Below are 12,268 nucleotides of genomic sequence, written 5' to 3' on the forward strand. Positions count from 1 at the left end.
TATTTGTTTTATTATAATTTATTCGTTAAGCTATTATTGTAAGCGAATTCAAAAAATCTTACAGGAGGCATTCATATGATGGAAAGAAAGCTAACGGTTATTGGTAGTTACAGTACAAGAGAAGAGGCATTATCTGTTATTGAACAACTACAGAGAAAAGGCTATAGCCGCGATGATATCATTATTTACACCACCAAAGAAGCCGCAAAAAATTTCGGTTTTGCTGGATTGTCTGGAATTGATGTCGAAACTGATATCAATGATGCCGAAACAACTCACGAAGATCGCTCGTTATGGGAAAGAATCAAAGATGCGTTTTCTGCTGATACTTATGAATACGATACAACCTTAAATGAAGAAGCTGACTATGCTGAACATGACCCACTTTACCAATACCGAGATGATATCTCAGCTGGTAAAATCATTATTACCGTCAATAATTATAAAAATGACACTGTCCAAACACCGGAAAATGTTGCGAGCAAACATGCAACTGAAAGACCTAGCACAAATAATCTCCATGCATCAGAAGCTGCTCACACAAATGTACTAGACACAGATAATGACAGTATCCAACTAAAAGAAGAGCAACTGGATATCAATACTCACGATGTAACAACTGGTAAAGTTAACATCCACAAAAATGTTGTCAATGAAACAAAAACAGTCGAAGTCCCCGTGAAACGAGAAGAAATCGTGATCGAAAGAAAACCGGTAAACGGCGAGACTACAAATACAGACATCAATGATACTTTAGAAGACGATACAATCACGATCCCAATCAAAGAAGAGCAAATCGATGTCAACAAACGCACAGTCGTCCGAGAAGAAGTCGACATTCACAAACAAGAACATGAAGACGTGAAAAAAGTGACTGAAAACGTAAGCCGTGAAGAACTAGATATCGATACGAGCGGTGATGTTCATATCGAAGACCTCCGTGATAACCCACGGGAAAACCATGATAGACTTTAAGATAAAGCGTTGAATAAATAAACAAAGAGATTACTGACAAGCATCTAAGTTGCAAATCAGTAATCTCTTTGTTGCTACATATATCTTTAGTATTAGTGGATACTCGCCAGTATTTTTTGATTTTCTAAAATACTAAAAAAACACCTTATAATTTTTCAGAATGAATTGACTCACTGTTCTAAAAGAAAACAGTAAAATACCTATACAAAGAAGAATACTGGGATAAATTTGCATAACTTATCTTGAAAAACTGACATTCATTTTAGTATTCAAATTGACGGTAATAACGACGAATATCTAGCGGATGACAATTTAACTTCTCTACATGTGCATCAATTCTTTGTGTTACAGCATGCATTAAGAGTACCGTTAAAATACGGCCTCGATATTTTTCACTGATTCCTTTAACTTTATAATCTTTTGTATCAATGAATGTTGAATCGCCACAAATACGTGGTAACAATTTAGCCACTCTTTCTGATAAAGGACGTTGTTCATCCTCACCAATAAATAAAGTTACTGGTGTCGTTTCATCAATAACTTCTAATGTACCATGTAAGAATTCAGCTGAATGAATTGATTTTGATCGTAACCAGCTTTGCTCTTCCCAATAACACATCGCATATGAATAAACGGCTCCCCATTGATTTCCAGCACCAATAAAGTAATGCATCGCATCATGCCGATGTTTTTCTGCAAAAATACGGCCAAACTCATCTGCTTCTTTTTCTGCTTCGACTAGGCCAACTGCTAAATGTTCATCCAATTCTTTATAGTATTCTGTATAATCAGTAAACTCGCCTTGTTTGTACATTAAACGATCTGCTACCATAAAGAATTTTAATTGTTCTGTTCCAGGATTTGGATAACTAATGACATAGTCGCAGATTTTTGATAATAAGCTATCTTTAGTATCGATAAAACCTAAAATAGTTGCGCCAACTTCTTTTACCATTTTTGTAGCATGAACCACTTCCTCAGTAGTCCCGGTTACGGAAGAAATAATCACAAGAGATTCTTTAGTTAGACGTTTATTGCCTGTCGTGTAATACTCTGCAGCATGTTGAACATACACGGGTAAATTACTTTTACCATTAATATACGTGACTGCTTGCATCGCTGACGCATACGTTCCACCAATACCTAAATAAAAGATATTATCAAACCCACGGTCATAAATTTCATCTACGATATTCTCCACTTCTGGACGTAATTCAAGTGCTCCTTGAATATCTTTAACTTGTTGTTCTTCATTAAATTTTAACATTATCATATTCCTCCTACATTAAAAAAATTATGATCTAGCCTAAAATACCAAACCATGTTAACGTAATTCCAATAATTGCTGCACCTAATATTTGCCACAACACGTTAACTTTTCTTTTATTAAGCACATAAAAGATATAAAGGACGATTAAACTCATAACGCCCGGAATCATACTATCAATAACACTTTGTAATGTTTCTGCACTCTTGCCACTACCTAATTTCATTACGAAATTTATACTCACCATTTCATTAGTCATCGCGCCAATAACCATGACGCCTAAAATTGAAGCGGCTGTTTTAAACGATTCCATTAAGCCCGATTCTTGTATCTTGGTTAAGTATCCTACGCCCAATTTATAGCCATACATCACTCCAAAGTAACGTAGTAAATAGCCTGGAATATTATAAATCAAAAGAAATAAAATTGGTCCCAACACATTTCCTTTTGCTGCTAAAGAAGTAGCCAATCCGGTCGCGATCACTCGAATCGTTCCGATAAAAATAGAATCGCCAATTCCAGATAGAGGACCCATTAATGCTGTCTTTATTGCACCAATAGAAGATACATCAAAATTACTATTTGTTGCGTTACTTTCTTCCATAGAAGCGACTACACCTCCAATAAATGGAGCAATTTGAGGCGTACAATTAAAGAATTCCATGTGGCGTTCCAAAGAATTCGTATAGGCTTCAGTCGTATCTCCATATAATTTTTTCATTAGAGGAGCCATCATATGAGCAAATGCTAAATGCATTTGACGCTCATAATTCCAACCGAATTCCATTGGTAACGAACGCCACAAAATTTGCCATAAATCTTTCTTGGTTATCTTCTTATCGGCTCCTTCATTAGAAGTCATCATCATCAACATCTACCTCCTGACTCGTTGTTACAACAACTGAATTTGCATTTTTTGCATTATTTTTTGTCATTATAAAGACTAGAATTAAGCCAAATAATGCTACACCTAACACTGGAACTTTTAAATACGATGAAAGAAGAAATCCTAAGAAAAAATATGGAATGATCGGTTTAGATAAAATCATTTGTAAAAGAATAGCAAACCCAATTGCAGGTAATAAATTAGCAGATACTTCTAGTCCACTGATAATTTTATCTGGAATCGTATTCAAAACTTTTTCTATTTGAGCACTTCCTAGATAAAAACCTGCAAAACACAACACACCACGCCTTAAACATTCTAATAATCCAATTGACCACATGGATAACGTGATGCCGCCAGCTTTTCCTTCCTTTGCAGCTCGATCACCGTAATGAGCAATCATAGGGAAAATAATACTCATTAAATTTCCGACAGCCAGAGAAAGCATGGCAATTGGCATAGCGATCGTAATTGCTGCTCCTACGCCTTTTCCTAGTGAAATAGCAAAAGCTGTTCCTAAAACCCCTCCTACAATAACATCAGGGGGTAAATAAGCTCCTACTGAAACTGCTCCCATAAATATTAATTCTAATGAAGCGCCGATAATAATTCCTTGTGTCAAATCACCTAATACTAAACCCACTAGTGGTCCCATGATCAGTGGACGATTCAGTAAATTACTTCCAATCGCAAAGTCCATTGGTCCTAAAAAACCTATTAAACCAATAAGTAATGCTGTAACTAGATTTCCCATAACAACCTGTTCTCCCCTCTATCTAATTCCTTTTCTATAAACGTTAATGCTCCTTTATCTGTTTCAAATGGTTGTAAAAAATAAGCCGGATTGGCAAATTCAAAAGTAAAGTATCCATTATAATCATTTTTGATAAAGTTCACTAAATCAGTTACTACATCTCGATTTCCATTTCCCCAAGCTAGATGCCCCGTAGGTTTTCCATCCACAAAATGGCAATGACGGATTCTTTTACCAAATGTTTCAAAATACTGTTGGATAGTTTCATATGCGCGAGCCATTGCTCCTAAATCAATGTTGACAAACACATTTTCATGGTTAACTTGATCAAGATATAAACACATATCATTGATTGTATTGACTAAATGAGATTCATTTGGCTGCAAAGCTTCACAAACTATTTTCACCCCATTTACTTCAGCAAATGATGCAATAGTATTCATCATTTCTGTCGAACGTTGCCATGCTTCATAGGGATTTTCAGAGTAGAAATCCCATCCAGTATTTAGAGAAAGCATTGGAATTTCTAACTCATTTGCCGCTCGTACTGCATTTTTTAGATAGGACTGTGTTTTATTTTTTAGAAAAGGATCTTTGCTTGCCAAGTTATACGGCTTAGGATTACTTTGTTCCGGGGTTAAACAAATAGCTTTTAAATCTAGCTGGGTCATTTTTTTCTTAAATAACCCTGTCTCTTGGTAGCTTGCATCCGATAGATCAAAGTGTTGCGCACAGGTCCATAATTCAAAACACGTTAGCTGATTTTTTTTAAGAGATTCAAAAAAATAATCGATTGGATAATACCGATAATAGTAGTTCATCCCAGCAAATCGGTTCATTATTTTTTTCACGCTTTATAACACGTCCTGTAACTGAAGTTTCTTATCCGAGGGGACTTGACGAATTTCAACTTCCGTCCCATTTTCTAAAAGCTCTTTCAATAACCGTCGTTCTGATTCGTCTGCATGAATAGCCTTTGATAGATTAGACTTTCCTTCAGCTGCCCTTGTCCCTCCGAGATTAATTTGGTGGATTTCTGGATAAGCTATAGCTAATTTATAGGCATCTTCAATCGACTCAACTACAATAAATAGTTTATATTTATCAGTCACACCACTTTTTAAGGCTGTAATAGAATCCTCCAGTGTTTTGATGACTAACTTTACTCCTTGTGGTTTTGCTAGTTTAATGGTCGTCTTACGTATCTCATCCTTAGGGACTTGATCATTTGCAATTAAGATACAATCTGCTCCAATATCTTGTGTCCATGAAAAAGCCACTTGGCCATGTAACAATCGATGATCGACTCTTGTTAATAAAATCATTATTTTCCCTCCTAAAATTCTTCTTCACTTACTTTTTTATTGAATGTATCATTACAAAACTGAATAGAATGTTTTGATTCTTCCAATGCACTTCTAATTAGAACTTCGACAGAATCTAAAGTAGATAATTTAGTTGACAACTCGATTAGAAATGGTAAATTTAATCCGGCAATAAGATAAAAATTATGTTGTTCGATGTACTTTAAAAATTCATTATTCACACTGCCACCAAAGATATCCGTGATAACAATTATTTCTGAATTTTTTGAATCTAACATTAAATGCTCTACAACTTTTTGCAAGTCAAAATCTTTAGTTACATAACAATCTAAAGCTTCAATCGATTTGTTTTCTCCACAAATAAGCCGTAAAGAACTCAAAATCCCTGAGGCAAAATGTCCATGTGAAGCTAAAATAATTTTTTTTCTCATCTTTTTGCTCCTTTCTTTCCTCTTCACTTATATATAAGCAAAGAGCGTGCCAAATTTAGTGGCACGCTCTGTACATTTTAGAATTCTTCTATTTCTGCTGAATTATCAACTGTTTGTTTTAAAATATCATAGATGTAGGCTAATTCAGAATCAGGTATTTTGACACTATAATCTTTCTCTATGACACTAAAGGCCCTTTTAATTTTAAATAAGTACTCCTTTTGACACTGATACAATTCATCATATCCTTTATATGTTTCAATCGGAATATTCCGGATCAATCGCTCAATTAAGCAACTGATATGCACATAAAGAGAGAGTCTCTGAGCATTTGTAAGTGTAACTCGTATGTTTTCCTCTAATTCACGCATGAATAACTCTATCTCCTTCATCACTTTATCCGTATCTAAAATAGTTACGGAGTCGATGACTTTCTCCAGAGAAAAGTTACGGATAATATTTGCATTAAAAGCTTTTTGTTCTTCTTCTGACAACACATTACTCAACCATTTTGTTAAGATATGTTCTTTATCTCCTGAGATTAAGCTTTCTAAAGTAATATAAGGAATATCCTCAATGACTGGGTCAGCAGTCCCAACGATTCCTACCACTTCATACATTGAAAAAACTGCTTCTGAGTGCTTATTTCGTTCTAATAACTCATATTCATATGGAAAAATTTTCAACTCAGAATTTTGTGGCAAACTTCGTTCCAATAAGTGAGAAATTTGAGTTGCCGTTCCGATCCCCGTAAAACAAGTTGTTAATAAAACTTGTAACTTATTCTCTTGCGGATAGATTATTTCCCAGTCTAACTGTGACTCACTAATAGATTTTTCCGCCAACTCTTTCAAGGGAAGATTTTTTTGTAAATTTTCACCAATAGAAATCGCTAATGGCGTTGTGACATTGTTCATAATAATAATTGGTGCAGTAATTTGTTTAGGAAAGTATTGATAAATTTCTTTTAATGATCCCATATCTACCAAAATGACCAATCCATTGGAAATATTATTATACTCACTGTAATCAAGAATTTCATCAGCGATTTGTTGTGGTGTCACATCTAACGGCATGTCAAACGCCTCAAAGATTTCTTTATCTAAGAAGCGATTAGCTACATTGGAGATACTGCTTGCTGTAGCATATCCATGTGCTACAATTATTGCTTTTGGTACGGCTTTGTCTTTTGCCCAATCTGCCCCTTGAAGATAAATAGTCATCAAAATTTTATCCATAGAAGAGATGTCTAAGTCAAGTTTTGGCTGACACAACTCTAAAATTCTCGTTACATAGTAATAACTGCCTGAATACACCTCGACTATTTGACTTTCCATCACTCGAATCAATTGATTGATTTCGATCGATTCAGGTTGCCAACTTCTAGCATCCCTTTGGAAAAGATAGTAGCTAATGGCATACACACTGTTTCCATTGAACTTTATTTGATGAGCAGTTTCCATTTGTCTAAGCGTCTCACGAATATATTGCGTCATATAAAGTAGGATTTCGTGTTTTTGCTGACGCCCTGTCTCAAATAGTAAATAATCAAATAATGATTCTACTTCTTTTTTTAAAATTTCTTTGCACAATTCAATCTGACAATCATTTCTTTTAAATGTATTCAATAAATTTTTGAAGGTATGAACTAAGCGTTGTTGTTTAGGAAAATTTCGATTGATCAATAATGCAGTTGTGCTATTACTAGTAATTCGGACATCCTTTTCAGAATTATTTTTTATATTTTGAACCGAGTGACCAAATTTATTTCCTGGTACGTGATAAATAGTTATAGCTAATTCTTCTTGATCCGTTTGTTCAGCAAAAGCATTAGCTGTCATTACTTTTACTAGATTCTTTAACTCACCGATGTTTCCTTTAAATGAACTATTAGACAATAAAGACAAAACTTGACTTGATATATTGATTGGACGATCAATGCGCCGCTGTTCACCAATAAAAAATGAGTAAATCAATTCTATTCGTTCACTACGACTGCGTTCTTCTAAAGTAGGCAATTTGACTTGAATAGGTATTCTTCTGATAAATGTCGTCAAAAAAGTACTTTCTAAATCTTCCGTTGTTGCAAAGAATAATCGTGTTTGGATGGCTATTGGATGGCTAGTATCACCCATTCGATAAATATTTCCTTGATCTAAATACGTAAAGAGTTTTTCTTGTCCTTCAGGGTTCAATCGATGAACTTCATCTAAAAAAAGAATTCCTTTATTTGCAGCTTCAAAAGCTCCAATTTTTGTTTTATCTGCACCCGTAAACGCTCCTTCGACATGACCAAAAAGATTGCTTGTTAATAGTTCTGGATTATCCGCGTATTGAGCACAATTTAGTGTCACAAAAGGGGCATCTTCCTCTATTAGATCATGTTCTAAACAATACTCATAAACTAAACGTACCAAATAACTTTTCCCCGTTCCACTTTCTCCTGTGATTAATACGGGCAGACCATTATCAGGGTAATAAAGAGCTGATTTAATTTGCTCAATAGTTCTAGTCAAACTTTTTTCACTACCAACTAACAAAGAAAATAAGTCTTGTTTTGGTTGAAAAAAAGGGCGTTCTTTTTTAATGTCTTGTATTCCAGTATAGATGTCTTTATTTAAAGGGAAAAAATGTTCACTGAAGGATACTTTATGAAAATAATAGACTGGACGAGTATTTATTTTAACTAAGAAACCACTTTCATTTAGCTGATTTAAATAATGACTGACTGTATTACGTTTCACTTTAAAAATTTCAGCGAGTCCTTTAGCAGAAAATAATTGATCGATTTTATCAAGGTCTAAAAACGCCGTTTGTATTTCTAAATAGTTTAATAATTTCTCTTTCACGATACTCCTCCTAACTACCTTCAATCTAGAAAATTCTAACAAATCTTTTAAAAAAAGCAATTCTAAATTTATTGAAACTTTTTTAAAAAAATTAATAAAAGATCGATTGTTTAACCCATCTAATCAATTATTTTTATATTTAAACTAAAAAATAGAGACACCAATTAATTGGTGTCTCTATCTTCAACTTACACTATCCCACTGATCCTTCCATTTAACGATTTTCTATCTTAATACGCACAAATGCTGTTATATCAACAAAAAAATCTCTAAAAGTTATCTTCTAAAATCCATATATTCACAACTATTTTTACAAATAGATAGTTTTTAGATAGCTTTTTTAGCTGGGGGCAATCAATTGTTTTATAAATCTTTTAGTTAACGGATCGTCATAATTGACTTTAATTAACTTAATTCCGTTATCATTGCAAATTTTTTCTTTCTTCTTATCGTTGGCACGTTGAATATTAAAACTACTTTCACCACCAAAGAAGTTTACAGGCTCAAAATGCTGCTTTCCTTGATATTCAAAACCTATTTTTAATCTAGGAATATAGACATCGATTTCTAAGTACGATAGCCATTCCGACCTATAGTGGAAAATAACTTCTTCCTCTGGAAATATTTCTTTAATAAGAGTATACATTTTAGTTTCGCTTATCCATTTCTCCCCGATTTTATGGTATCCATAATTTTCCCTAACTTCATTTTCTACTTCTCTCAAGTCCTCATTATCACACCATGGATTTATTCCTTTCTCGTAAGCTCTGCTATATACGTACCACCCATAATCTTGTAAAAATCTAGATCCATACATTCGGTTACAAAAACTTCTAACAGATGAACTACCATTGCAAGTAAAACAAAGATTCTTTTTGAATTTCCCGTCAAAAAATTTCTCTTTTCTATCAGATATTTCATAATCTTTACACACAAAATCAGGGAAATTTAGTCTCATATTATCAAATAATCTCATGCTTTCCATAACGGCATTTTTTTGGCAATCACAAAAATAATATGCTGAAGTATCTTTTTTATCCATAAAAACAAAAAAACAAGCCCACCAATCGTAGAAAACATATTTCATGGGAAGATTATCCTCAATTGTAAAATCCGACGACGGTAAGAAAGCATAGTTATTTCTTACATAAGATTCCAACTCTCTGAAATATATTTTATATCTAAAAGGGATCTCTTTTTCAAATATTGTAATTCTGACATCTTTCCATTTTACTAACGTATCATATAACATTTCTATTTCTTGATAGTTTTTCCAAAAATCATCGAAATCAATTATCTCGAAATAGATATATTTTCCTAGTTGTTCTTGAAAATTCGGCATCATTCTAAAAGTATGTTCTATTTTATTAAAATGCCTGCTTTTTCTTTTTTTTACACTCATAGAAATTAAAGTCATAATTAACTCCGTTTTTTTGACTAGACTTTTTACACTAATTCACTTAAACAAATCCCAAAAACTAAATGTAGTTTTCTTATAAATTTTGTTCTTTACCGATTTGGTAGGCGATTTAACAAACCCCATCCCTTTTTTGCCGTACAATGGATTGATAGACTTTTTCACTGCTCTTTTTGCTTTCCCTGTAGTCCTGGCGGAAATTGATTTCTTTATGCTTGGTTTTCTCATGCCAATCTTCATATAATAAGCTCCTTTTTATATTGATATTACCAATTAATTATATGCTATTCAAATATTTTTTTGTTTTGATAAAACCCGATCCGTACTATTCTTTTGATAATTTTATTTATACTTCAAAATTTTCTTTTAAGAACTGCTGAAGACTATTTCTCTCAATCCGAATATCTTGCGGACTCCAAACCTGTATTTTTAATCCCATAGAAATCCACTTGTTGAGTTTTTTATCTCCAATACCTAAAACCTGCTTGATGGTTTCTTTGTTTCCGTACGGTGGTAGCTCAATAGTTTTCGTTAAAAGCTTCATGCGCTTTTCAATTTCTGCAGTTGCGATTGCAACGATTTCTGAAGCTATCTGTTTTTGCATCATTTCATCAGGTATGTGTAAAATCATTGCTTCCACTCCTTTTCTTCTTAGTATTTCAAGCATAACAAAAAAGACACCCAGCCGATAAGCTAGGTGCCTTATATTTATCCTCCTATTCCGCCAAGTGCTTGTTTACCGGCTTTAAATAATTTCCGATTCATCTTGTTCAGTTCGCTTGGATTGTTTGCATCCACACTTCCAATATGAATATGTTGTTCAACCTTGCTTGACTGTACTTTGCCGCCAATGCCTTTGCGTTTTTCTTCGTCTGATAACGGAGTAACAGTCGTCTTACCGTTTTTATTCGTAAGCAATTCTGGTCCAGCTTCACCAACGATTGCTTGGCCATTCAGTACATGACCGCCATCTGCCAAATAAGGCAAAGTGGAAATGCTAAAGCTTTTGCCGCCTACGCCAGGAACCCATTTAGGAATCTTGATATTATTCAAACCACCTAAAAATCCATTAATCAAGCCGATCATTCCGTTAATTGGCGCTTTCGCCATAGCAGCGATTCCATCTAATATACCACCGAAAATATTTGCAACGCCTTTCCAAGCTAGTTCCCAATCACCAGTAAACGCACCAGTTATAAAATCTATAAAGCCGGTAAAAATTTTCTTTCCTGCATCGAAAAAGTTTTGGAAATTTTGAATGATTCCTCCAAAAATATTGCTCATGTATCCGCCCATAAAATTAAATACTTCTACCGCTATATCAGAAACACCTTGGAAGAATGCATTCACACCGTTCCTAAACCATTCAACATTGTTATAAGCCCAAACTAGCCCAGCGACTAATGCGGCTATTGCTATTACAGCTACGGCAAACCATCCGCCAGATAATCCGAATAATTTGCCTAGCCCACTCCACACAGTGGCCAGATCTTTAACCCCAGCGGTGATCTTAGTAACGGAACTCATAAGCGTTCCTATGACAACCAAAGCTGGTCCGATTACTGCAGCTATACCAGCGAGTGTAATAATCCAGTTCTTAGTGCCTTGATCCAGAGAATCCCACCAACCTTTAAAACTTTTTAAAGCATCAATCGCCATTTCAAAGAAAGGTAATAAGCTTATTTGGACGGATTCGCCGACGTCTGCTAAAGCGAATTTTGCATTGTTCATCGCTTGGTTAGACTTATCAATCGGATCTAGCGTAGCTTCAAATGTTTCTCCAACCGCTCCTTGGCTTTCATCTGCTATTTTTGCCAAGTCTTCTAGGTTTTACTGTATGTTGATACCAAATGTTATCCGCCTTATCCCGCAAAAATTCTAATCTATCCATTTTTCATCCCCCGATCATTCTCTGGTTGTTAGAAAGTTCATAAATTCATCTACTTCTGGATTTCCTATTTTTGTTTTATCATTCTCGACTACCAATCTAAGCAATTCTTTAACTGCGGCAGTATATCTATTGATCATCGTGTTATATGTCTTGACTGAAGCAGATTCTTTATAAAATTCTTGGCTGCCATTCTTGAAAAGTTCAATAGACCCATTTTTATTGATATCTTCTTCAAGTTCTGACAAAGTAACATTCATAAATGAAACTCGCTCAATCAAACCTTTGACTACTTCAGCGCTACTACTGGGTACTCCGTCCATCAATGTTGTTAGTCTTTCTTTCTCAGCCGCTATCCGTGCTTCTTTTGCTTTCTTTTTCAATGTTTGCCCCCCTCCCGTGTGTGGTCCTGTGTGTTTTTCGGAGTTCCATCCCCGATTCCTAAACGATTTATTTTTTATAAAAATAACGGGGGG

Annotated in this window: 12 protein-coding genes and 1 pseudogene; 1 reads left to right on the plus strand and 12 read right to left on the minus strand. The window is 34.5% G+C overall.

Annotated elements, in window-relative coordinates; genetic code table 11:
- Positions 1-75 precede the first annotated feature (75 nt).
- Positions 76-975 carry a DUF2382 domain-containing protein gene (locus RV04_RS00340; protein WP_071856489.1) on the plus strand — a complete coding sequence of 300 codons (900 nt, stop codon included), beginning with the start codon at positions 76-78 and terminating at the stop codon, positions 973-975.
- A 262-nt stretch (positions 976-1,237) separates the two neighbouring features.
- On the opposite strand, the gene RV04_RS00345 is transcribed toward RV04_RS00340, so the two are convergent.
- From RV04_RS00345 to RV04_RS00400, 12 genes and pseudogenes are all read right to left on the minus strand, one after another.
- Complete coding sequence (locus tag RV04_RS00345; RefSeq protein WP_071856490.1) at positions 1,238-2,242, minus strand: SIS domain-containing protein; 1,005 nt, start codon at positions 2,240-2,242, stop codon at positions 1,238-1,240.
- Positions 2,243-2,276: 34 nt separating this feature from the next.
- Complete coding sequence (locus tag RV04_RS00350) at positions 2,277-3,104, minus strand: PTS system mannose/fructose/sorbose family transporter subunit IID (RefSeq protein WP_071856836.1); 828 nt, start codon at positions 3,102-3,104, stop codon at positions 2,277-2,279.
- A complete protein-coding gene (locus RV04_RS00355; protein ID WP_071856491.1) occupies positions 3,094-3,882 on the minus strand; it encodes a PTS mannose/fructose/sorbose/N-acetylgalactosamine transporter subunit IIC in 789 nt (262 codons plus the stop codon). Before RV04_RS00355 ends, RV04_RS00350 begins: the two co-directional genes overlap by 11 nt.
- The gene (locus RV04_RS00360; RefSeq protein ID WP_143139469.1) at positions 3,870-4,733 is read right to left on the minus strand and encodes a sugar phosphate isomerase/epimerase family protein; all 864 of its coding nucleotides are present in this window, start codon (positions 4,731-4,733) and stop codon (positions 3,870-3,872) included. Before RV04_RS00360 ends, RV04_RS00355 begins: the two co-directional genes overlap by 13 nt.
- Before the next feature lie 3 nt (positions 4,734-4,736).
- Positions 4,737-5,207, minus strand: a complete 471-nt coding sequence (locus RV04_RS00365; RefSeq protein ID WP_071856493.1) for a PTS sugar transporter subunit IIB — start codon at positions 5,205-5,207, stop codon at positions 4,737-4,739.
- A gap of 11 nt (positions 5,208-5,218) precedes the next feature.
- A complete protein-coding gene (locus RV04_RS00370) occupies positions 5,219-5,638 on the minus strand; it encodes a PTS sugar transporter subunit IIA (RefSeq protein WP_071856494.1) in 420 nt (139 codons plus the stop codon).
- A 77-nt stretch (positions 5,639-5,715) separates the two neighbouring features.
- Positions 5,716-8,490, minus strand: a complete 2,775-nt coding sequence (locus RV04_RS00375) for a sigma 54-interacting transcriptional regulator (protein WP_211271161.1) — start codon at positions 8,488-8,490, stop codon at positions 5,716-5,718.
- 337 nt (positions 8,491-8,827) lie between these two features.
- A complete protein-coding gene (locus tag RV04_RS00380) occupies positions 8,828-9,904 on the minus strand; it encodes a PDDEXK family nuclease (protein ID WP_071856496.1) in 1,077 nt (358 codons plus the stop codon).
- A gap of 39 nt (positions 9,905-9,943) precedes the next feature.
- Positions 9,944-10,144, minus strand: a complete 201-nt coding sequence (locus RV04_RS00385) for a hypothetical protein (protein WP_071856497.1) — start codon at positions 10,142-10,144, stop codon at positions 9,944-9,946.
- Positions 10,145-10,250: 106 nt separating this feature from the next.
- The gene (locus RV04_RS00390) at positions 10,251-10,535 is read right to left on the minus strand and encodes a hypothetical protein (RefSeq protein ID WP_071856498.1); all 285 of its coding nucleotides are present in this window, start codon (positions 10,533-10,535) and stop codon (positions 10,251-10,253) included.
- Positions 10,536-10,612: 77 nt separating this feature from the next.
- Positions 10,613-11,731 (minus strand): annotated as a pseudogene (locus tag RV04_RS00395) (phage tail tape measure protein); the annotation flags it as partial.
- Between the two features lie 78 nt (positions 11,732-11,809).
- Complete coding sequence (locus tag RV04_RS00400) at positions 11,810-12,175, minus strand: hypothetical protein (protein ID WP_071856499.1); 366 nt, start codon at positions 12,173-12,175, stop codon at positions 11,810-11,812.
- Between the last annotated feature and the right edge of the window lie 93 nt (positions 12,176-12,268).

Origin of the sequence: Enterococcus hermanniensis (assembly GCF_001885945.1) — a bacterium.
Classification (GTDB): domain Bacteria; phylum Bacillota; class Bacilli; order Lactobacillales; family Enterococcaceae; genus Enterococcus_A; species Enterococcus_A hermanniensis.